The sequence below is a fragment of the Rathayibacter oskolensis genome (assembly GCF_900177245.1).
GTDB lineage: Bacteria > Actinomycetota > Actinomycetes > Actinomycetales > Microbacteriaceae > Rathayibacter > Rathayibacter oskolensis.
Genome location: NZ_FXBM01000001.1, coordinates 500,000 through 520,140, shown reverse-complemented (window position 1 = coordinate 520,140; position 20,141 = coordinate 500,000). Strand labels below are relative to the sequence as shown.

Below are 20,141 nucleotides of genomic sequence, written 5' to 3'. Positions count from 1 at the left end.
TACAGGTCGAGCTTGCCACCCGCTCCCCGAGGGCTGAGGCCCTGAGGGAGTCGGCGTGGCAAGCTCGACCGACAAGTCGCGTGGTGCTACTTGATGGATCCGCCCGCAGCGACGATCTTCTGCTCCGCGGAGCTGGAGACCTTGTCGACTGCGACGTTCAGCTTAACCGCAATGTCGCCGTCGCCGAGGACCTTCACCTTCTCGTTCTTGCGAACGGCACCCTTGGCGACGAGGTCGCCGATGGTGACGTCGCCGCCCTGAGGGTAGAGCTCCGAGAGGGCGGACAGGTTCACGACCTGGTACTCGACGCGGAACGGGTTCTTGAACCCGCGCAGCTTGGGAGTGCGCATGTGCAGAGGCATCTGCCCACCCTCGAACCCGAGGCGGACCTGGTTGCGAGCCCTGGTGCCCTTGGTGCCGCGACCGGCGGTCTTGCCCTTGGATCCCTCACCACGACCGACGCGCGTCTTCGCCTTCTTGGCGCCGGCGGCGGGGCGGAGGTGGTGGACCTTGAGCACCTGCTCCTTGGTGGCGGGCGCCTCGGAGGCGCCCTTCTTCGTGGAGGCCTGCGCCGGAGTCGTGGACTCCGTCGCGACGGCCTGGTTCTTGTCAGCCATTAGTCAATCTCCTCGACCTTCACCAGGTGGGCGACGGTCTTCACGTATCCGCGGTTCTGAGAGTTGTCCTCGCGGACGACGCTCTGACCGATCTTCCTGAGGCCGAGCGAGCGCAGCGTGTCGCGCTGGTACTGCTTCTCGCTGACCTTCGACTTGATCTGGGTCACCTTGAGCTGGGCCATCAGGCACCTGCCTTCGCGTTGGACGCGGCGGCGAGGGCGTCGGCCTCGGCACGGACGAGACGGGCCGGCGCGACCTGGTCGAAGTCGAGACCACGACGGGCGGCGACGGCGCGCGGCTCCTCGAGCTGCTGGAGAGCCTCGACGGTCGCGTGGACGATGTTGATGGTGTTCGACGAGCCGAGCGACTTGCTCAGCACGTCGTGGATGCCGGCGCACTCGAGCACGGCGCGGACGGGACCGCCGGCGATGACACCGGCACCCGCGGCGGCGGGGCGCAGGAGCACCACACCGGCAGCGGCCTCACCCTGGACGGGGTGCGGGATGGTCGAGCCGACGCGCGGGACGCGGAAGAAGTTCTTCTTCGCCTCCTCGACGCCCTTGGAGATGGCGGTCGGGACCTCGCGGGCCTTGCCGTAGCCGACGCCCACCAGTCCGTTGCCGTCGCCGACGACGACGAGCGCGGTGAAGCTGAAGCGACGACCGCCCTTGACGACCTTGGACACGCGGTTGATGGTGACGACGCGCTCGAGGAACTGGCTCTTATCGGAGTCACGTCCCCCGCGGTCGCGGCCGCCCTGGTTGCGGTCGCGGCCGCCGCGGCGGGGCTCGCGAGCCTCCTGCTGCGGCTGCGTGGACGCAGCGGTCTCGACGGGGGCCTCCGACACGGCGGCGACCTCGGGTTCCTTGTTCTCTGCGGGGGTCACAGGTTGAGCCCTGCCTCTCGTGCTCCATCGGCGATCGCGGCGACGCGACCGGCGTACTTGTTGCCGCCGCGGTCGAAGACGACCGCCTCGACTCCGGCGTTCTTGGCGCGCTCCGCGACCAGCTCGCCGACCTTGCGGGCCTTGGCGGTCTTGTCGCCGTCGAACACGCGGAGGTCGGCCTCGAGGGTCGACGCGGACGCGAGGGTACGACCCTGGGCGTCGTCGACGACCTGCACGAAGACGTGGCGGGCCGAGCGGTTGACGACGAGGCGGGGGCGCTCGGCGGATCCGACGACCTTCTTGCGCAGGCGGTCGTGACGACGACCGCGAGCAGCGGACTTGCTCTTTCCTCTGGTTCCGAGTCCCATGATCACTTACCGCTCTTTCCGGCCTTGCGGCGAACGACCTCGCCGGCGTAGCGCACGCCCTTGCCCTTGTAGGGCTCGGGCTTGCGGATCTTACGAATGTTGGCGGCCACCTCACCGACGGCCTGCTTCGAGATGCCGTGCACGGTGAGCTTGTTGTTGCCCTCGACCGTGAACGAGATGCCCGCGGGCGGGGTGACGACGACCGGGTGCGAGAAGCCGAGCGCGAACTCGATGTCCGAGCCCTTCGCCAGCACGCGGTAACCGGTTCCGACGACCTCGAGGCCCTTGGAGTAGCCCTGCGTGACACCGATGATGTCGTTCGCGATGAGCGTCCGGGTGAGGCCGTGGAGCGAGCGCGACTCGCGCTCGTCATCGGGGCGCGAGACCAGCACCTGGCTGCCCTCGACGGACACCTGGATGGGGCTGGCGATCGAGACCGTCAGCTCGCCCTTGGGGCCCTTGACGGTGACGACGGATCCGGCGACGGAGACGTCGACGCCCGTCGGGATCTCGATGGGGAGTCTTCCAATACGCGACATGAGGGGTTACCACACGTAGGCGAGGACTTCCCCACCCACGCCCTTCTTCTCGGCCTGGCGGTCGGTCAGCAGACCGCTCGAGGTGGACAGGATGGCGACGCCGAGGCCGCCGAGCACGGTGGGGATCTCGGAGGACTTCGCGTAGACGCGCAGACCCGGCTTCGAGACCCGCTTGATGCCGGCGATGGAGCGCTCGCGGTTTGGGCCGTACTTGAGGGAGATGGAGAGCGTCGTGCCGACGCGCGCCTCCTCGACCTTCCAGTCGGCGATGTAGCCCTCGCGCTTGAGGATCTCGGCGATGTGCGCCTTGAGCTTCGAGCCGGGGAGGGTGATGGAGTCGTGGTGCGCGGAGTTCGCGTTACGGATTCTGGTCAGCAGATCTGCGACCGGATCAGTCATGGTCATGGCTGATGGTGCCTTTCTCGCCTGGTTTCGGCACCCTTTACAAGAGTGACGACCTGTGGTGTGGGACGGCGCCGACGACGTCGACGCCCATGCGGCCGCGCGAACGCAGGCCAACGAGCCATGCTACATGGCTGAGGGCCGGCGGTCGAGGGCCGAGTTCGTGGGGAACCGCCCCGCCGCCTCCCCGGGAGGAGGCGGCGGGAAAGACAGAACCGGGGAGCGGTTCTCACCGCTCCCCGGCTCCGAGGTGTTGCTACGCGTTGTCCGCCGACTTGAACGGGAAGCCGAGCTGCTTGAGCAGCGCGCGACCCTCGTCGTCGGTCTTCGCGGTGGTCACGACGGTCACGTCGAAGCCGCGGACCCGGTCGATGCGGTCCTGGTCGATCTCGTGGAAGATCGACTGCTCGGTGATGCCGAAGGTGTAGTTGCCGTTGCCGTCGAACTGGCGGTCCGACAGTCCGCGGAAGTCGCGGATGCGGGGCAGCGCCACCGAGAGCAGACGGTCGAGGAACTCCCACGCGCGGTCACCGCGGAGGGTGACGTGCGCGCCGATCGCCTGACCCTCGCGCAGCTTGAACTGCGCGATGGACTTGCGGGCCTTCGTGACCTGCGGCTTCTGGCCGGTGATCGCGGTGAGGTCCTTGATGGCGCCGTCGATGATCTTGCCGTCGCGGGCAGCCTCGCCGACACCGGTGTTCACGACGACCTTGACCAGTCCGGGGACCTGGTGGACGTTCGTGAAGCCGAACTGCTCCTTGAGCGTGGCGATGATCTCGGCCTGGTACTTGGCCTTGAGCCGCGGCTGAACCTTCGCAGCCACTGCGGTGGTGTCAGTCATTACAGTTCCTCACCCGACGCCTTCGCGTAGCGAACGCGAACGGTCTTGGTCACGCCGTCCTTGGTGACGGCCACGTTGCGGTGGCCGACACGGGTCGGCTTCTTGGTCTTCGGGTCGACGACCGCGACATTGGAGATGTGGATCGATGCCTCGACGGTCTCGATGCCGCCCTCCTTCGAGCCGCGCTGCGACTGGCCGACGCGGGTGTGCTTCTTGACGAAGTTCACGCCCTCGACGACGACTCGGTTGCGCTCGACCAGGACCTCGAGAACCTTGCCCTGCTTGCCGCGGTCTCCGCCGCGGGCCTGGGTAGCGCCCGAGATGACCTGGACGAGGTCACCCTTCTTGATCTTGGCCATGACTAGATAACCTCCGGTGCCAGCGAGACGATCTTCATGAACTTCTTGTCGCGGAGCTCGCGACCGACCGGTCCGAAGATGCGGGTGCCGCGGGGGTCCCCGTCGTTCTTGAGGATCACGGCGGCGTTCTCGTCGAACTTGATGTACGAGCCGTCGGGACGACGGGTCTGCTTGACGGTGCGGACGATGACCGCCTTGACGACGTCGCCCTTCTTCACGTTGCCACCGGGGATCGCGTCCTTGACGGTGGCGACGATGATGTCACCGAGACCGGCGTAGCGGCGGCCGGAGCCACCGAGGACGCGGATCGTGAGGAGTTCCTTGGCGCCGGTGTTGTCGGCGACCTTCACTCGGGATTCTTGCTGAAGCATGTGTCTCTCCTGCTAACTCAAGTAGGCCGCGGCCTACTTGGCCTTCTCGAGGATCTCGACCAGGCGCCAGCGCTTGGTGGCGCTGAGGGGACGGGTCTCGCTGATGACGACGAGGTCGCCGATGCCCGCGGTGTTCAGCTCGTCGTGAGCCTTGACCTTGGACGTGCGGCGGATGACCTTGCCGTAGAGGGGGTGCTTCACGCGGTCCTCGACCTCGACGACGATGGTCTTCTCCATCTTGTCGCTGGTGACGTAGCCGCGGCGGGTCTTGCGGTAGCCGCGAGCGCCCTCCTGCTTGACGTCGTGGGCGGCCGACTCGTGGCCGGCGGTGTCATTGACGGTTGCCATTACTTGGCCTCCTCGTTCGACTCGGTCGCCTCGACCTCGGCCTTGGCGGCCTTCTTGGTCTTGGGCTTCTTCTCCGCCTTGGCCGGAGCCTCGACGGGTGCGGGGGTGGCGCGGATGCCCAGCTCGCGCTCACGGATGACCGTGTAGATGCGGGCGATGTCGCGCTTGACGGCACGCAGGCGGCCGTTGGTGTCGAGCTGACCGGTGGCCGACTGGAAGCGGAGGTTGAACAGCTCCTCCTTGGCCTTCTTCAGCTCGGAGACGAGACGCTCGTCCTCGAAGGTGTCGAGCTCGGTGGGGACGAGCTCCTTGGATCCGATCGCCATTACGCGTCTCCCTCCTCGCGCTTGATGATGCGTGCCTTGAGAGGCAGCTTGTGAATGGCACGAGTCATCGCTTCGCGAGCGAGCTTCTCCTCGACGCCGGCGACCTCGAAGAGGACGCGACCCGGCTTGACGTTCGCGACCCACCACTCGGGCGAGCCCTTACCGGAACCCATGCGGGTCTCGGCGGGCTTCTTGGTCAGCGGGCGGTCGGGGTAGATGTTGATCCACACCTTTCCACCGCGCTTGATGTGACGGGTCATCGCGATACGAGCGGACTCGATCTGACGGTTGGTCACGTAGGCGGGGGTGAGGGCCTGGATGCCGTACTCACCGAACGACACCTTCGTGCCGCCGGTGGCCTGGCCCGAGCGACCCGGGTGGTGCTGCTTGCGGTGCTTGACTCGACGGGGAATCAACATGGTTATGCCTCAACTCCTGCTGCGACGGGCGCCTCGCTCTGCTGGCGGGGGGCGCGACGCGGTCGGTCGCTGCGCTCGGGGCGCGACGACTTGCTGTTCGCCTGCTCGCGGGCGAGCTCCTTGTTGGTGATGTCGCCCTTGTAGATCCAGACCTTCACGCCGATGCGGCCGAAGGTGGTCTTCGCCTCGTAGAAGCCGTAGTCGATGTTCGCGCGGAGGGTGTGCAGCGGCACGCGTCCCTCGCGGTAGAACTCCGAACGGCTCATCTCGGCGCCGCCGAGGCGGCCGGAGACCTGGATGCGGACACCCTTGGCGCCGGCGCGCTGCGCGCCCTGCAGTCCCTTGCGCATCGCGCGGCGGAAGGCCACGCGGGCGGAGAGCTGCTCGGCGATGCCCTGGGCGACCAGCTGAGCCTCGGCCTCGGGGTTCTTGACCTCGAGGATGTTGAGCTGGATCTGCTTGGCGGTGAGCTTCTCGAGGTCGGCGCGGATGCGCTCGGCCTCGGCGCCGCGGCGGCCGATCACGATGCCCGGGCGGGCGGTGTGGATGTCGACGCGGACGCGGTCGCGGGTGCGCTCGATCTCGATGCGGGCGACGCCCGCGCGGTCGAGCTGCGTGGCGAGGAGCCGGCGGATCTTGACGTCCTCAGCGAGGTAGTCGCTGTACCGCTGGCCCTTCTTGGTGCTGTCGGAGAACCAGCGCGACACGTGGTCGGTGGTGATTCCCAGACGGAAACCGTAGGGGTTTACTTTCTGACCCATTACTTGGTCCCCTCCTCAGGAGTGGCCAGCACGACGGTGATGTGGCTGGTGCGCTTGTTGATGCGGAAGGCACGACCCTGGGCACGGGGCTGGAATCGCTTGAGGGTGGTTCCCTCATCGACGAAGGCGCGGGACACGAACAGGTCCTGGTCGTCGAGGTACTCGTTCGAGGCATCGGCCTTGACACGAGCGTTCGCCATCGCCGAGGCGACGAGCTTGTAGACGGGCTCCGAAGCGCCCTGCTCTGCGAACTTCAGGATGGCCAGGGCCTCCTGGGCCTGCTTGCCGCGGATCAGGTTCACGACACGGCGAGCCTTCTGGGGGGTGACGCGGATGTGTCGCACGCGTGCGATCGACTCCACCATTTCTCTCCTCCTTCTCGTCGCCGCTTAGCGGCGACGGCCCTTCTTGTCGTCCTTCTCGTGACCGCGGAAGGTCCGAGTGGGGGCGAACTCGCCGAGCTTGTGGCCGACCATGGTCTCGGTCACGAACACGGGGATGTGCTTGCGTCCGTCGTGGACCGCGATGGTGTGTCCCAGCATCGCCGGGATGATCATCGAGCGGCGCGACCAGGTCTTGATGACGTTCTTGTTGCCGGCTTCGTTAGCGGTGAACACCTTGCGGAGCAGGTGGTCATCGACGAAGGGGCCCTTCTTGAGACTGCGAGGCATCTTCTACAACTCCTACTTGCGCTTCTTACCGGCGGTGCGGCGGCGAACGATGAGCTTGTCGCTCTCCTTGTTGGGGCGACGGGTGCGTCCCTCGGACTGACCCCAGGGGCTGACCGGGTGGCGACCACCGGAGGTCTTGCCCTCTCCACCACCGTGGGGGTGGTCGACCGGGTTCATCGCGACACCGCGGACGGTCGGGCGGACGCCCTTCCAGCGCATGCGGCCGGCCTTGCCCCAGTTGATGTTCGACTGCTCGGCGTTGCCGACCTCGCCGATCGTGGCGCGGCAGCGCGCGTCGACGTTGCGGATCTCGCCCGACGGCAGGCGGAGCTGCGCGTAGGGGCCGTCCTTGGCGACGAGGCGGACCGAGGCGCCGGCCGAGCGGGCGAGCTTGGCGCCGCCTCCGGGCTTGATCTCGATGGCGTGGATGACCGTACCGGTCGGGATGTTGCGCAGCGGCAGGTTGTTGCCGGGCTTGATGTCAGCTCCGGCACCCGACTCCACGATGTCGCCCTGGGCGAGCTTGTTCGGGGCCAGGATGTAGCGCTTGGTGCCGTCCACGAAGTGGAGCAGCGCGATGCGCGCCGTGCGGTTGGGGTCGTACTCGATGTGAGCGACCTTGGCGTTGATGCCGTCCTTGTCGTTGCGACGGAAGTCGATCAGGCGGTACTGGCGCTTGTGGCCACCACCGATGTGACGCGTCGTGATGCGGCCGGAGTTGTTGCGGCCACCGGTCTTGGACAGCGGGCGAAGGAGCGACTTCTCGGGCGTCGATCGGGTGATCTCGGCGAAGTCGGCGACGCTGGAGCCGCGGCGACCAGGGGTCGTGGGCTTGTACTTGCGAATAGCCATTGTCTGTTTTCCTCTACGCTTCTTCGGCTCAGCCGACGTTCGTGAAGATGTCGATGGAGCCGGACTTCAGCGTGACGATCGCGCGCTTGGTGTCCTTGCGCTTGCCGGTGCCGAACTTCGTGCGGCGGGTCTTGCCCTGACGGTTCAGGGTGTTGATCGACGCGACCTCGACTCCGAAGATCTTCTCGATGGCGAGCTTGATCTCGGTCTTGTTCGAGCGCGGGTCGACGACGAAGGTGTACTTCCCCTCGTCGATCAGGCCGTACGACTTCTCGGAGACCACCGGGGAGATGATGACGTCGCGGGGGTCCTTGTTGAACGCGGCGGACTGGCTCATGCGTTCACCTCTTCCTTCTTGGTCTCGGCGCCCGACTTGACGGCGACGAACGCGTCGATCGCAGCCTTCGAGAAGACGATGTCGTCGGAGACGAGCACGTCGTAGGCGTTGAGCTGGTCGACCGGCAGGATGTGCACGAACGGCACGTTGCGCAGCGACAGCTCGGCGATGTAGTCGTCGCGCTCGAGCACCACGAGGACGTTGCGCGACACCGAGAGGGCGTCGAGCAGGACGAGGACGTCTTTGGTCTTCGGGGTGTCTCCGAGGGCGAGGGACTCGACCACGTGGATGCGGGCACCGCGGGCGCGGTCGGAGAGAGCGCCGAGCAGAGCCGCGGCGATCATCTTCTTGGGGGTGCGCTGGGCGTAGTTGCGGGGAGTCGGTCCGTGGACGACGCCACCACCGGTCATGTGCGGGGCGCGGATCGAGCCCTGACGAGCGCGACCGGTTCCCTTCTGCTTGAACGGCTTGCGTCCGGCTCCGGAGACCTCGCCACGGTTCTTCGTCTTGTGGGTTCCCTGGCGCGCCGCGGCGAGCTGGGCCACGACGACCTGGTGGATGAGGGGGATGTTGGTCTGGACGTCGAAGAGCTCGGCGGGGAGCTCGAACGAGCCCGCCTTCTGGCCCTGGACGTCGATGATGTCGACAGAGGTAGCCATGGAACTACGCTCCCTTCACGGCGTTGCGAACGAACACGAGGCGACCGCGCGCACCGGGGACGGCGCCCTTGACGAGCAGCAGGCCCTTCTCGGCGTCGACGGAGTGCACCTTGAGGTTGAGCACGGTGACGCGCTCGCCACCCATGCGGCCCGCCATGCGCATGCCCTTGAAGACACGGCTGGGGGTCGAGGAGGCGCCGATGGAACCGGGCTTGCGGTGGTTGCGGTGCGAACCGTGCGAGGACGAGACGCCCTTGAAGTTGTGACGCTTCATCACACCGGCGAAGCCCTTGCCCTTGCTGGTGCCGACGACGTCGACCTTGGTGCCGGCCTCGAAGACGGCGTCCACGGTCAGCTCCTGGCCGGCCGAGTAGGAGCTCGCGTCGGCGGTGCGGACCTCGGTGAGGTGGCGGCGGGGCGTGACGCCCGCGGCGTCGAAGTGACCGGCGGAGGGCTTGTTCACCTTGCGCGGGTCGATGGCACCGGCGGCGATCTGGACGGCGGTGTAGCCGTCCTTCTCCTCCGTGCGGACCTGGGTCACGACGTTGGGGCTGATCTCGATGACCGTGACGGGGACGAGCTTGTTGTTCTCGTCCCAGACCTGGGTCATGCCGAGCTTCGTGCCGAGGAGGCCCTTGCTGGTCTTCAGCGTGGGGGAAACAGTGACAGACATGGTGGCACTCCTCCTTAGAGCTTGATCTCGATGTTGACGTCGGCCGGCAGGTCGAGACGCATGAGCGAGTCGACGGCCTTGGGCGTCGGGTCGATGATGTCGATGAGGCGCTTGTGGGTGCGCATCTCGAAGTGCTCGCGGCTGTCCTTGTACTTGTGAGGCGAACGGATCACGCAGACCACGTTCTTCTCGGTCGGAAGCGGCACCGGGCCGACGACCGTTGCTCCGGCACGGGTCACCGTGTCGACGATCTTGCGCGCCGACGTGTCGATGACCTCGTGGTCGTACGACTTCAGTCGGATGCGGATCTTCTGTCCCGCCATGTGTGATCTCTCACTCTCTTGTTATTGCGTCGTACGCGACGGACCTCTCGGTCCCGCCTCGCATTGGACGCGCTCGCGAAGGAACTCCGGTCACCCGGAAAAGTGCACCAGTGTTCTTCTGTCAAAAGCACCGCACTCAGGGCGCTCGTCCGACGTGCAGAACGCACGACGCACGGAGAGCCCGTTGAGTTGTCGGTTGTTTCGTTCTGCTACCCGCCGCCTCGATGACGCATCCGCTGGGCCGCCCTCTCGGGTCGAGCCGCTGCGGCGCCGTCTCGGCACTGCCTGGCAGTGTTCCACCCGACCGCAGCACGCTGCGTGGGCAGAAATTTTGAACTAGAAGAGTCTCCCACAGATACCCCACCCGTGCAACCCGGGCGTGTCGCGCTCGGGGCCCCTCTCCTGCCCCGGTATCCCGGGGCAGGAGGTCTCGGGAGTCAGTCGAACAGGAGAGCGCGGAGGGTGGTCTCGGCGGACGCCGGTCGGGTGGGATCGATGGTCTCCCCGGCGCGGAAGTGATCGAGGAGCCGGGGGTCCACGTAGCTGGCGCGCGCGACCGTCGGGGTGTTCCCGAGGACGGAGGAGGCGTCGCGCATCGCCTGCGCGACGGCCGCGTTCCGCAGGCGCTGCGTGGGCTGCGGACCCGCCTTCGCCAGGCTGAGTGCGGCGGCCACTGTTCCGTGAAGGGTGCGGAAGTCCTTCGCCGTGAAGTCGTCGCCCGCGCGCTCGCGCACGTAGTCGTTGATCTCGGGGGCCGAGATCGGACGCCACTCCCTGCCGTCCTTCCACGCGAGGAGCCTGGCGTTCGGGCCGCGCCGCTTCAGCAGCCGGACGACGCGCGCCAGATCGTGATCGAGGATCTCGCTCGTCCAGGCCTGGTGGCTCTTGCCGGGGAACGCCAGGGCGACGCGGTCGCCGTGCGTGGTCGCGTGCGCGCACAGCAGCGTCGACAGGCCGATGCTCCCGTGCTCCTTCGCGTAGCGCTCGCTGCCCACGCGGAGGGAGCCGGTGTCGAGCATCCGGAACGCCGTCGCGAGCGCCCGCTCCCGAGTCGGCCTCTCGCCCCGGAGGTCGATCGTCACCGCTCGGCGGGCACTCGGGAGGGACTCGGCCAGCCGGAGGGCACGGTCGAACTTGATCCGGTCCTTCTGCTCGCGCCAGGTCGGGTGGTAGATGTACTGCCGGCGCCCAGCGGCGTCGACGCCCATGGCCTGGATGTGCCCGTTGGGGTAGGGCGCGATCCAGACGTCCTTCCACGCGGGCGGGATGCCGAGATGATCGAAGCGGGCGCGCAGCTCCGGGTCGGTGACCGTCGTCCCGCGAGGATCGCGGTAGCTGAACCCCGAACCGGCACGGACCCTGGTGTAGCCGCGCCCGCTCGAATCGGTCCTGCGGAGTCGTTGCTTGCGCGCGTCTGCCATCGTTCCGACGTTAGGGCGAGGACGGACCCGCGGGTACGGCTTGACGAACGCGGCGGCGAGAACCGCTACTCGTTGCCGAGGCGCTTGTCGGCCTGCCGCTTCAGGTCCTCGATGCGCTCGTCGTACTTCCCGCCGGTGAGACGGCTGGCGATGTCGCCGGTCTTCTCGAGCACCTGGTCCGAGACCCGCTCGGCCTTCTCGCTGCGCAGGGCCTCCTGCGCCTTCTCGCTGTTGAGCAGTTCGCCGGCACGACGGCCGAGCTTCCCGAGATCCACCATGATTCCTCCTCGATCGTCGCACCCGTGAGCCGAGCGCGCCCCAGTGTCTCGGGAGAGGCTGGACGAACGATGCGGACGGAGGGCGGCGGTCAGCCGACGAGGTCGAGGACCCGCGTCGCCGCGTCGGCGAGGGCCCGTCCGTAGGAGGGACCGTGACCGGCGGCGTGCACGGCGAGGGGGTGCAGCTGATGCAGCGGCACCCGGTCGGCGGCGCCGGGTCGGAGGGGGCGCACCTCCTCGTAGCCGGCGAGGATCTCGGACAGGTGCGGCGCCCCGAACAGCGCCAGCATGGCCAGATCGGTCTCGCGGTGGCCGCCGTGCGCGGCCGGATCGATCAGCACCGCCCCCTCCGGCGACCACATCACGTTGCCCGTCCAGAGATCGCCGTGCAGGCGCGCCGGCTCCTCGCCGTCGTCGAAGTCGCCCGCGCCGATCGGGACGAGCGCGCGCTCGACGGTCCGCGCCTCCGCAGCACTGAGATTGCCGGCCTCGACCGCAGGGGCGAGGAAGGGTCGCACCCGCTGCTGGGCGTAGAACAGTCCCCAGGAGTCGACCGGATCGCAGGGCATGGAGCGCCGCCCGATGTAGGCGGGTCCGTCCCATCCGTCGGGAGGGGACCCGAACGCCGGCGCTCCCGCCGCGTGGGTCCGCGCGAGTGCTCGGCCGAAGGCGCGGGCCGCACCGGCGCCGGGACGCCCGGTCGGGATCTCCTCGAGCGAGATGCTGCCGACGCCGACCTCGACCACCTCGACGCAGCGCACTCCCCCTTCGGCCTCCGCCGCGCGCAGCCAGGCGAGCCCCGCCGCCTCCCACTCGAAGAAGGACGGACGAGCGCCGCGATCGCGCTTCACGAACACCATGCCGACCACGCTAGCCCGGGGACGACGAGAGGGGCCGCCCGCATGACGCGGACGACCCCTCTCGAGAGATCAGTAGGAGAACCTACTTGACGATCTTGGTGACCGTTCCGGCACCCACGGTGCGTCCACCCTCGCGGATGGCGAAGCCGAGGCCCTCCTCCATGGCGATCGGCTGGATCAGCGCGACCGTCATGTCGGTGGTGTCGCCGGGCATGACCATCTCGGTGCCCTCGGGCAGCGTGATGACGCCGGTGACGTCGGTGGTGCGGAAGTAGAACTGCGGGCGGTAGTTCGCGTAGAACGGGTTGTGACGCCCGCCCTCGTCCTTCGACAGGATGTACGCGGTGCCCTCGAAGTCGGTGTGCGGCGTGACCGACCCCGGCTTGACGACGACCTGGCCGCGCTCGACGTCCTCGCGCTTGGTGCCGCGGAGGAGCAGACCGCAGTTCTCGCCGGCCCAGGCCTCGTCGAGCTGCTTGTGGAACATCTCGATACCGGTGACCGTGGTCTTCTGCGTCGGGCGGATGCCGACGATCTCGACCTCGGAGTTCAGAGCGAGGGTTCCACGCTCCGCACGGCCGGTGACGACGGTTCCACGACCGGTGATCGTGAAGACGTCCTCGATCGGCATGAGGAACGGCTTGTCCTTGTCGCGGATCGGGTCCGGGATGGACTCGTCGACGGCGTCCATGAGGTCGAGGATGGACTGGGTCCACGCCTCGTCACCCTCGAGGGCCTTGAGGCCGGAGACGCGGACGACGGGGGCGTTGTCGCCGTCGAAGCCCTGCGACGCGAGGAGCTCGCGGACCTCGAGCTCGACGAGCTCGAGGATCTCCTCGTCGTCGACCATGTCGGCCTTGTTCAGCGCGACGAGCAGGTAGGGGACGCCGACCTGCTTGGCGAGGAGGACGTGCTCGCGGGTCTGAGCCATCGGGCCGTCGGTGGCGGCGACCACGAGGATCGCGCCGTCCATCTGAGCCGCGCCGGTGATCATGTTCTTGATGTAGTCGGCGTGACCCGGGGCGTCGACGTGCGCGTAGTGGCGCTTCGGCGTCTCGTACTCGACGTGCGAGATGTTGATCGTGATGCCGCGCTGGCGCTCCTCGGGAGCGGAGTCGATCGACGCGAAGTCGCGCTGAACGTTGGTGGCGGACGGGAACTTGTCTGCGAGAACCTTGGAGATCGCCGCGGTCAGCGTCGTCTTTCCGTGGTCGACGTGACCGATGGTTCCGATGTTGACGTGCGGCTTGGTCCGCTCGAACTTGGCCTTAGCCACTGTGGGTCCTCCTCAGGACTTAGGTGCAAGCATCCGCATCCGACGCCGCACGGGGCGGCACGAGGACAGAGGGCTTGCGGGGGTTTTGTGTACTTATGTTACCGGCAGTGGTCGTACTGGTTTCGACTCGAGTACGGCAGCAAACCCGCACGACACTACCAGGCCCCCGCCGTCCACGAGGACGGCGGGGGTGGGAGGGCTGAGTTACTCGCCCTTGTTCTTCTGGATGATCTCCTCGGCCACGGCCTTGGGGACCTCGGAGTAGCTCTCGAAGGTCATCGAGTAGACGGCACGGCCCGAGGTCTTCGAGCGCAGGTCGCCGATGTAGCCGAACATCTCGGACAGCGGCACGTTGGCGCGGATGACCTTGATGCCGGTGGCGTCCTCCATCGACTGGATCATCCCGCGACGCGAGTTGATGTCGCCGATGACGTCGCCCATGTACTCCTCGGGAGTGCGGACCTCGACGGCCATGAGCGGCTCGAGGAGGACGGGCTGCGCCTTGCGCGACGCCTCCTTGAACGCGATCGAGCCGGCGATCTTGAACGCCATCTCGGAGGAGTCGACGTCGTGCGCGGCACCGTCGGTCAGGGTCGCCTTGACGCCCACCATCGGGTACCCGGCGAGCGTGCCCACCTGCATGGCGTCGCGGATCCCCGCGTCGACCGACGGGATGTACTCGCGGGGAACGCGTCCACCCGAGACGCCGTTGACGAACTCGTAGGTCTTGTCGGCCTCGACCTCCATCGGCTCGATGGTGATCTGGACCTTCGCGAACTGGCCGGAGCCACCCGTCTGCTTCTTGTGGGTGTAGTCGTACTTCTCGACTGTGCGACGGATCGTCTCGCGGTACGCGACCTGCGGCTTGCCGACGTTGGCCTCGACGTTGAACTCGCGCTTCATGCGGTCCACCAGGATGTCGAGGTGCAGCTCGCCCATTCCCTTGATGACCGTCTGACCGGTCTCCTGGTTCTGCTCGGTGCGGAAGGTGGGGTCCTCCTCCGCGAGCTTCTGGATCGCGGTGCCGAGCTTCTCCTGGTCGGCCTTGGTCTTCGGCTCGATGGCGACCTCGATGACGGGCTCGGGGAAGGTCATGGACTCGAGCACCACCTGTGCCTGGGGGTCGCTCAGGGTGTCACCGGTCGTGGTGTCCTTGAGGCCGATGACCGCGTAGATGTGGCCGGCCGTGACGGAGTCGACCGGGTTCTCCTTGTTCGAGTGCATCTGGAAGATCTTGCCGATGCGCTCCTTCTTGCCCTTGGTCGAGTTGATGACCTGGGCGCCGGAGTCGAGCTTGCCCGAGTAGACGCGGACGTAGGTCAGACGACCGAAGAACGGGTGCACCGCGACCTTGAACGCGAGCGCCGAGAAGGGCTCGGTCGAGTCGGCGTGACGCATGATGACCTTCTCCTCGTCGCGGACGTCGTGGGCCTCGATGGCCGGGACGTCGAGCGGTGAGGGGAGGTAGTCGACGACCGCGTCGAGCATCGGCTGGACACCGCGGTTCTTGAACGCGGAACCGCAGAGCACGGGGTAGATGTCGGAGTTGACCGTGAGCTTGCGGATCGCCGCCTTGATCTCGGCGACGGTCAGCTCCTCACCGCCGAAGTACTTCTCGAGCAGCTCGTCGGAGGTCTCGGCGACCGTCTCGAGCAGCTTGTGGCGGTACTCGGCCGCCTTCTCGGCGAGGTCGGCGGGGATCTCCTCGATCTCGTACTTCGCGCCCAGCGCGACGTCACCCTTGGAGTCGCCGCGCCACGTGAGCGCGCGCATCTCGACCAGGTCGACGACGCCCTCGAAGTTCGACTCGGCACCGATCGGCAGCTGGATGACCAGCGGCTTCGCGCCGAGGCGCTTGATGATCGTGTCGACGGTGTAGTAGAAGTCGGCGCCGAGCTTGTCCATCTTGTTGACGAAGCAGATGCGCGGGACGTCGTACTTGTCGGCCTGACGCCAGACGGTCTCGGACTGGGGCTCCACGCCCTCCTTGCCGTCGAAGACCGCGACCGCGCCGTCGAGGACGCGCAGCGAGCGCTCGACCTCGACGGTGAAGTCGACGTGACCCGGGGTGTCGATGATGTTGATCTGGTTCTTGTTCCAGAAGCAGGTCGTCGCGGCCGACGTGATCGTGATGCCGCGCTCCTGCTCCTGCGCCATCCAGTCCATCGTGGCAGCGCCGTCGTGGACCTCACCGATCTTGTGCGTGATACCCGTGTAGAACAGGATGCGCTCGGTGGTGGTGGTCTTGCCGGCATCGATGTGGGCCATGATGCCGATGTTGCGGACCTTGTTCAGGTCGGTGAGCACATCTTGTGCCACGGAGTTCCTCCGATAGGTGATGGAGCCAGCGCAACGGGTTCATGGCCGATCGGCTGGGTCTGGTGGTGGCGGTCGCCCGACCGCGTGGATCGGGCGATCCGCCGCCGGGCCCCGGCCCGCGACGCGAAGGCCGCGGGCCGGGGGTTCGCGGTCGCTCGAAGCGGCCGCGGGGTGCGCTACCAGCGGTAGTGCGCGAAGGCCTTGTTCGACTCGGCCATCTTGTGGGTGTCCTCGCGACGCTTCACAGCGGCGCCGAGTCCGTTCGACGCGTCGAGGATCTCGTTCATGAGACGCTCGGTCATCGTCTTCTCGCGACGGGCCTTCGCGTAGCTGGTGAGCCAGCGGAGCGCGAGGGTGTTGGCGCGGTGGGGCTTGACCTCGACCGGGACCTGGTAGGTCGAGCCGCCGACGCGGCGGCTGCGGACCTCGAGGGTCGGGCGGACGTTGTCGAGCGCCTTCTTGAGGGTGACGACCGCATCCTGGCCGTTCTTGGCCGACACGCCTTCGAGGGCACCGTAGACGATGCGCTCGGCGAGGCCCTTCTTGCCGTCCAGGAGGATCTTGTTGACGAGCTGGCTGACGACCGGGGCGCCGTAGACGGGGTCTGCGACGACGGGGCGCTTGGGAGCTGGGCCCTTACGAGGCATTACTTCTTCTCCATCTTCGCGCCGTACCGGCTGCGAGCCTGCTTGCGGTTCTTGACGGCCTGGGTGTCCAGGGCGCCGCGAACGATCTTGTAGCGGACACCGGGGAGGTCCTTCACGCGACCGCCGCGCACGAGCACCATCGAGTGCTCCTGCAGGTTGTGGCCCTCGCCGGGGATGTAGGCGGTGACCTCGGTGCCGTTGGAGAGCTTCACGCGGGCCACCTTGCGGAGGGCCGAGTTCGGCTTCTTGGGCGTGGTCGTGTAGACGCGCGTGCAGACGCCGCGCTGCTGGGGGTTGGCCTTCAGGGCGGGAGCCTTGGTCTTGGTGACCTTCGGCGTGCGTCCCTTTCGGACCAACTGCTGAATCGTTGGCACTGGTTTGCTCCTTGAATGCTGCACGGTGACAGCGGATCGATGGTCGACATTCGACCTGTCCGTCGCCGGACGCGGCCGAGTTCATCTGGACCCGACGCACCCCGCACGCCGACGAGCGGCGTGCTGGGGAGGAGGACGGATATGCCGTGGGGGCCGCCCGATCGGACGAACCCTCGGACCCTTGCGGACCCGGTAGAGCACAGTGCCGCGCCGGCGCCGACCCGGAGGCACGACACGAGCGCACGACAAAGCGCACACCCGAAGAATATTACGGGGAGTGACGGGGCCGGTCAACCGAGAGCGGTTCGCCCTCGGCGAGCACGGAGCCTCATTCGCGCTCGTCGCCCTCCCAGCCCCAGTGCGGTCGCTGCCCTCCGGCGTCCCGTCGCGCCAGCAGGAGGAGGAAGACGGCCTGGACGACAGCGGCCAGCACTCCCGTGGCGACGGCGAACGCGGTCGCCGCGTGATCGAGCGCGTAGCCGAGGATCGCGCCCGGCTCGCCGCGGCCGAGTCCGTACAGGGCTCCGCCTGCGACGAGGAAGAGGAGGTAGGCGATCACGCCCGTGGCCAGGGCGGGTGCGAGGACGCGGGTCACCCGTGGTCGCGCCGCCAGGGTGATCATGGCGAGCAGCACCGCCAGCACGCAGACCGCGACCGAGACGGGTCCGAGCAGCGGCCCCGCGTCGCGCTCCGGGACGACGTCCTGATCGAGCAGCAGGCTCAGGACCCCGAACGCGCAGACGACGAGCGCGAGGTAGAGGAACGAGGCGAACGCGGCGAGGGCGATGCCGTAGCCGAGCCCCGCTGCGCGCCCCTGCTCGCCCGACCCCGGGGTCGTCACGACTGCGCGGCGGCTTCGCGCTCGGCGTTGCGGCGCTTGACTCCGCGGGCGCGACCCGCGATCAGCGCACCGCCCCAGACGCTCACCTCCCGCGCGAGCACCGCTGCGGCGAGGACGGATGCCAGCACGGCGGGGTCGCGGAGGAAGTCGACGAGGAGGGCGCGGTCCTCGGGCACGGAGGCGCCTCCCACCGCGACCCAGCCGCCCACCAGAGCGGCGGCGCCGGTCAGCAGCGCGACGAAGAAGCCGCCGAGCACGTAGGCCCACCAGCCGGCGCGGTTCACGGCGAGCACGATGAGCGCGAGGCCCACGAAGAAGACCGCCACGGGGACGAGGAACCCGGGAGTCGGTCCCTGCTCGAGAGCCACCGCGAGCGGATCTCCGGTCACCCCCTCGACGAGGAGCAGGCGGATCGCGGTCAGCGCGACGAGCAGGAGAGCGGCGAAGACCGCGGTCGTGAGCAGTGCGATGGCGAGACCGGCCAGGCGGTTGCCCGAGCGGCGCACCGGCTCCTGCTCGGCCTCCACCGAGCCCAGGGGCGAGGACGCCGCCACGGGCGAGGAGGGGGTCTCCGAGGTCTGCGGACGGTCGCCGGGCTGCGGCTCCGGCCAGACGTACTCGCGGGTCGGCTGCGGTCCGGTACCGCCGGCGTTCTCGGTCGCGGAGGGCATCCGCGTGGTCTCGGCTTCGCTGTTCCAGGTCACTCGGTCAGCATAAGCACGGCCCACGGGCAGTCGGGGTCCGCCGCGCGGCTCCCGTGGAAGGGGGACAGCAACCGGCCGGCGAACTCACTCCAGGGGATGGAGGAGCCGGTGCAGGAACTGCCGCGTGCGCGCCTGGCTCGGCTCGCGGAGGAGCTGCGCCGGAGCTCCCCGCTCGACCACCACGCCGTCGGCCATGAAGACGACCTCCGACGCGACCTGCCGCGCGAACTCGAGCTCGTGTGTGACGACGAGCATCGTCCAGCCCTCCCCTGCGAGCTCCTTCATGAGCGACAGCACGTCGCCGACCAGCTCCGGATCCAGTGCCGAGGTGGGCTCGTCGAACAGCAGGAGATCAGGGCGCAGGGCGAGAGCCCTGACGATGCCGACACGCTGCTGCTGCCCGCCGGACAGCTCGAAGGGGTAGGCGCCCCCGCGGCCGCCGAGACCCACCCGCTCGAGCAGCGCCTCCGCCTCCGGGACCACCTCGGCAGCGCTGCGCCGCTGGACGCGCAGCGGACCCTCGGTGACGTTCTCGAGAACGGTGAGGTGAGGGAAGAGGTTGAAGTGCTGGAACACCATCGCCGAACGGTCGCGCAGCGTCGTCAGAGCGCGCTTGCCGACGCCGACTCCGAAGTCGAGCACCGAGCCGTCGGCCAGCTCCACCGTTCCGCCGTCGGGGATCTCGAGGCTGTTGAGGCACCGCAGCACCGTCGTCTTGCCCGACCCCGACGGACCGATGAGGGCGATCACCTCGCCCCTCCGGATCTCGAGATCGATGCCCCGCAGGACCTCGATGCCGGCGAAGGACTTGCGCAGCCCGCGGGCGGAGAGCACCGGGGGCTCGACGGAGGCGTCAGTGGGCGACATAGCGGTCCAATCGCTTCTCGAGGAGGCCCTGGCCGCTGGAGAGGACGAGGCAGATGAGCCAGTAGATGAGGGCGGCCTCGAGGTAGAGGAGCATGAACTCGCTGGAGGCGGTGGCGATCTGCTGCGCCTGGCGGAAGAGCTCGGTCACGAGGATCAACGAGGCGAGCGAGGTGTCCTTCACCAGCGAGATGAAGGTGTTGGAGAGGGGCGGGACCGAGACGCGCGCGGCCTGCGGCAGGATGATCCGCCGGAGCGCCAGGGAACGGCCCATCCCGATGGTGTGCGCGGCCTCCCACTGGCCCTTGGGCACGCTGAGGATCGCGGCGCGGATCACCTCGGCCGCGTAGCCGCCCACGTTCAGCGCGAAGGCGATGATCGCGCTCGGCCACGGATCGATCTTGATCCCGAGACTCGGCAGGCCGTAGAAGATCACGAAGAGCTGGACGAGCAGGGGCGTGCCACGGATCACGGAGACGTAGAAGCGCGCGATCCACGACAGCACGCGCACCCGCGACAGCCGCATGAGCGCGACCGCGAGTGCCAGGGCGAGGCCGAGCACGAAGCTCGAGAGCGCGAGCGGGATCGTCCCGACGATCCCTCCGGAGAGGATCGGCCAGAACGACCGGAGCAGGAGATCGGTGTCCATCTCGTTCTTTCCCGCCGGAGGCGGGAGAGAACCGCAGTCGGCTAGCGTAGGTGGTCACGTCGAGCGGAGCGTCTCGCGTCCGCTTCCCGAAATGCTGGCACGCATGTCGAGGAATCGCTCAGCCCTTGCGCGTGGGCACTCCGAGGGTCGTACTTC

General features: G+C 68.0%; 31 protein-coding genes. All 31 read right to left on the bottom strand.

Going from position 1 to position 20,141, the window contains the following annotated elements:
- Positions 1 to 86: 86 nt before the first annotated feature.
- The 31 genes from rplO to B9Y99_RS02460 all read right to left on the bottom strand — a co-directional run bounded on the left by rplO (position 87) and on the right by B9Y99_RS02460 (position 19,985).
- On the bottom strand, positions 87 to 617 hold the full coding sequence (gene rplO / locus B9Y99_RS02610) for a 50S ribosomal protein L15 (protein ID WP_085475031.1): 531 nt from the start codon (positions 615 to 617) through the stop codon (positions 87 to 89).
- Positions 617 to 799 carry a 50S ribosomal protein L30 gene (gene rpmD / locus B9Y99_RS02605; protein ID WP_173232138.1) on the bottom strand — a complete coding sequence of 61 codons (183 nt, stop codon included), beginning with the start codon at positions 797 to 799 and terminating at the stop codon, positions 617 to 619. The genes rplO and rpmD overlap by 1 nt, the downstream gene beginning before the upstream one ends.
- On the bottom strand, positions 799 to 1,503 hold the full coding sequence (gene rpsE / locus B9Y99_RS02600) for a 30S ribosomal protein S5 (protein WP_085475030.1): 705 nt from the start codon (positions 1,501 to 1,503) through the stop codon (positions 799 to 801). The genes rpmD and rpsE overlap by 1 nt, the downstream gene beginning before the upstream one ends.
- Positions 1,500 to 1,871, bottom strand: a complete 372-nt coding sequence (gene rplR / locus B9Y99_RS02595) for a 50S ribosomal protein L18 (protein WP_056037296.1) — start codon at positions 1,869 to 1,871, stop codon at positions 1,500 to 1,502. The genes rpsE and rplR overlap by 4 nt, the downstream gene beginning before the upstream one ends.
- Before the next feature lie 2 nt (positions 1,872 to 1,873).
- Positions 1,874 to 2,410 carry a 50S ribosomal protein L6 gene (gene rplF, locus B9Y99_RS02590; RefSeq protein ID WP_085475029.1) on the bottom strand — a complete coding sequence of 179 codons (537 nt, stop codon included), beginning with the start codon at positions 2,408 to 2,410 and terminating at the stop codon, positions 1,874 to 1,876.
- A 6-nt stretch (positions 2,411 to 2,416) separates the two neighbouring features.
- Positions 2,417 to 2,815 (bottom strand): 30S ribosomal protein S8, encoded by a 399-nt coding sequence (gene rpsH / locus B9Y99_RS02585; protein ID WP_085475028.1) that lies wholly within the window; start codon positions 2,813 to 2,815, stop codon positions 2,417 to 2,419.
- Between the two features lie 253 nt (positions 2,816 to 3,068).
- Positions 3,069 to 3,653 carry a 50S ribosomal protein L5 gene (rplE, locus tag B9Y99_RS02580; RefSeq protein ID WP_085475027.1) on the bottom strand — a complete coding sequence of 195 codons (585 nt, stop codon included), beginning with the start codon at positions 3,651 to 3,653 and terminating at the stop codon, positions 3,069 to 3,071.
- On the bottom strand, positions 3,653 to 4,012 hold the full coding sequence (gene rplX, locus B9Y99_RS02575) for a 50S ribosomal protein L24 (protein WP_085475026.1): 360 nt from the start codon (positions 4,010 to 4,012) through the stop codon (positions 3,653 to 3,655). The genes rplE and rplX overlap by 1 nt, the downstream gene beginning before the upstream one ends.
- 2 nt (positions 4,013 to 4,014) lie before the next feature.
- Complete coding sequence (gene rplN / locus B9Y99_RS02570; protein ID WP_055787095.1) at positions 4,015 to 4,383, bottom strand: 50S ribosomal protein L14; 369 nt, start codon at positions 4,381 to 4,383, stop codon at positions 4,015 to 4,017.
- A 33-nt stretch (positions 4,384 to 4,416) separates the two neighbouring features.
- Positions 4,417 to 4,731, bottom strand: a complete 315-nt coding sequence (gene rpsQ, locus B9Y99_RS02565; protein WP_085475025.1) for a 30S ribosomal protein S17 — start codon at positions 4,729 to 4,731, stop codon at positions 4,417 to 4,419.
- On the bottom strand, positions 4,731 to 5,057 hold the full coding sequence (gene rpmC, locus B9Y99_RS02560) for a 50S ribosomal protein L29 (protein ID WP_085475024.1): 327 nt from the start codon (positions 5,055 to 5,057) through the stop codon (positions 4,731 to 4,733). Before rpmC ends, rpsQ begins: the two co-directional genes overlap by 1 nt.
- On the bottom strand, positions 5,057 to 5,476 hold the full coding sequence (rplP, locus tag B9Y99_RS02555; protein ID WP_085475023.1) for a 50S ribosomal protein L16: 420 nt from the start codon (positions 5,474 to 5,476) through the stop codon (positions 5,057 to 5,059). Before rplP ends, rpmC begins: the two co-directional genes overlap by 1 nt.
- A 2-nt stretch (positions 5,477 to 5,478) precedes the next feature.
- Entirely contained in the window at positions 5,479 to 6,237 is a 759-nt protein-coding gene (rpsC, locus tag B9Y99_RS02550) for a 30S ribosomal protein S3 (RefSeq protein WP_085475022.1), read from the bottom strand.
- Positions 6,237 to 6,602 carry a 50S ribosomal protein L22 gene (gene rplV, locus B9Y99_RS02545; RefSeq protein ID WP_082498847.1) on the bottom strand — a complete coding sequence of 122 codons (366 nt, stop codon included), beginning with the start codon at positions 6,600 to 6,602 and terminating at the stop codon, positions 6,237 to 6,239. Before rplV ends, rpsC begins: the two co-directional genes overlap by 1 nt.
- A gap of 24 nt (positions 6,603 to 6,626) precedes the next feature.
- On the bottom strand, positions 6,627 to 6,908 hold the full coding sequence (rpsS, locus tag B9Y99_RS02540) for a 30S ribosomal protein S19 (RefSeq protein ID WP_055787078.1): 282 nt from the start codon (positions 6,906 to 6,908) through the stop codon (positions 6,627 to 6,629).
- A 12-nt stretch (positions 6,909 to 6,920) separates the two neighbouring features.
- The gene (rplB, locus tag B9Y99_RS02535; RefSeq protein WP_085475021.1) at positions 6,921 to 7,760 is read right to left on the bottom strand and encodes a 50S ribosomal protein L2; all 840 of its coding nucleotides are present in this window, start codon (positions 7,758 to 7,760) and stop codon (positions 6,921 to 6,923) included.
- Positions 7,761 to 7,788: 28 nt separating this feature from the next.
- Positions 7,789 to 8,097: a 50S ribosomal protein L23 gene (gene rplW / locus B9Y99_RS02530; protein ID WP_085475020.1), complete on the bottom strand. Its 309-nt coding sequence runs from the start codon at positions 8,095 to 8,097 to the stop codon at positions 7,789 to 7,791.
- Positions 8,094 to 8,756 (bottom strand): 50S ribosomal protein L4, encoded by a 663-nt coding sequence (rplD, locus tag B9Y99_RS02525; protein ID WP_085475019.1) that lies wholly within the window; start codon positions 8,754 to 8,756, stop codon positions 8,094 to 8,096. The genes rplW and rplD overlap by 4 nt, the downstream gene beginning before the upstream one ends.
- A 4-nt stretch (positions 8,757 to 8,760) precedes the next feature.
- Complete coding sequence (gene rplC / locus B9Y99_RS02520) at positions 8,761 to 9,429, bottom strand: 50S ribosomal protein L3 (RefSeq protein ID WP_085475018.1); 669 nt, start codon at positions 9,427 to 9,429, stop codon at positions 8,761 to 8,763.
- A gap of 14 nt (positions 9,430 to 9,443) precedes the next feature.
- A complete protein-coding gene (gene rpsJ / locus B9Y99_RS02515) occupies positions 9,444 to 9,752 on the bottom strand; it encodes a 30S ribosomal protein S10 (protein ID WP_005050520.1) in 309 nt (102 codons plus the stop codon).
- Positions 9,753 to 10,189: 437 nt separating this feature from the next.
- The gene (locus B9Y99_RS02510) at positions 10,190 to 11,173 is read right to left on the bottom strand and encodes a DNA topoisomerase IB (RefSeq protein ID WP_085475017.1); all 984 of its coding nucleotides are present in this window, start codon (positions 11,171 to 11,173) and stop codon (positions 10,190 to 10,192) included.
- Between the two features lie 65 nt (positions 11,174 to 11,238).
- Positions 11,239 to 11,451 carry an antitoxin gene (locus B9Y99_RS02505; protein WP_085475016.1) on the bottom strand — a complete coding sequence of 71 codons (213 nt, stop codon included), beginning with the start codon at positions 11,449 to 11,451 and terminating at the stop codon, positions 11,239 to 11,241.
- Between the two features lie 89 nt (positions 11,452 to 11,540).
- The gene (locus B9Y99_RS02500) at positions 11,541 to 12,311 is read right to left on the bottom strand and encodes a fructosamine kinase family protein (protein ID WP_085475015.1); all 771 of its coding nucleotides are present in this window, start codon (positions 12,309 to 12,311) and stop codon (positions 11,541 to 11,543) included.
- A gap of 82 nt (positions 12,312 to 12,393) precedes the next feature.
- Entirely contained in the window at positions 12,394 to 13,587 is a 1,194-nt protein-coding gene (tuf, locus tag B9Y99_RS02495) for an elongation factor Tu (protein WP_056037348.1), read from the bottom strand.
- Positions 13,588 to 13,791: 204 nt separating this feature from the next.
- A complete protein-coding gene (fusA, locus tag B9Y99_RS02490) occupies positions 13,792 to 15,906 on the bottom strand; it encodes an elongation factor G (RefSeq protein ID WP_085475014.1) in 2,115 nt (704 codons plus the stop codon).
- A gap of 176 nt (positions 15,907 to 16,082) precedes the next feature.
- Positions 16,083 to 16,553 (bottom strand): 30S ribosomal protein S7, encoded by a 471-nt coding sequence (gene rpsG, locus B9Y99_RS02485; RefSeq protein WP_055787043.1) that lies wholly within the window; start codon positions 16,551 to 16,553, stop codon positions 16,083 to 16,085.
- A complete protein-coding gene (gene rpsL / locus B9Y99_RS02480) occupies positions 16,553 to 16,927 on the bottom strand; it encodes a 30S ribosomal protein S12 (protein WP_011186743.1) in 375 nt (124 codons plus the stop codon). The genes rpsG and rpsL overlap by 1 nt, the downstream gene beginning before the upstream one ends.
- Before the next feature lie 328 nt (positions 16,928 to 17,255).
- Positions 17,256 to 17,768 carry a DUF6121 family protein gene (locus tag B9Y99_RS02475; protein WP_085475013.1) on the bottom strand — a complete coding sequence of 171 codons (513 nt, stop codon included), beginning with the start codon at positions 17,766 to 17,768 and terminating at the stop codon, positions 17,256 to 17,258.
- Entirely contained in the window at positions 17,765 to 18,472 is a 708-nt protein-coding gene (locus tag B9Y99_RS02470; protein WP_129587867.1) for a hypothetical protein, read from the bottom strand. The genes B9Y99_RS02475 and B9Y99_RS02470 overlap by 4 nt, the downstream gene beginning before the upstream one ends.
- An 84-nt stretch (positions 18,473 to 18,556) precedes the next feature.
- Positions 18,557 to 19,339, bottom strand: a complete 783-nt coding sequence (locus tag B9Y99_RS02465) for an amino acid ABC transporter ATP-binding protein (RefSeq protein WP_085475011.1) — start codon at positions 19,337 to 19,339, stop codon at positions 18,557 to 18,559.
- Positions 19,326 to 19,985, bottom strand: coding sequence for an amino acid ABC transporter permease (locus tag B9Y99_RS02460; RefSeq protein ID WP_085475010.1), 660 nt, complete (start codon positions 19,983 to 19,985; stop codon positions 19,326 to 19,328). Before B9Y99_RS02460 ends, B9Y99_RS02465 begins: the two co-directional genes overlap by 14 nt.
- Between the last annotated feature and the right edge of the window lie 156 nt (positions 19,986 to 20,141).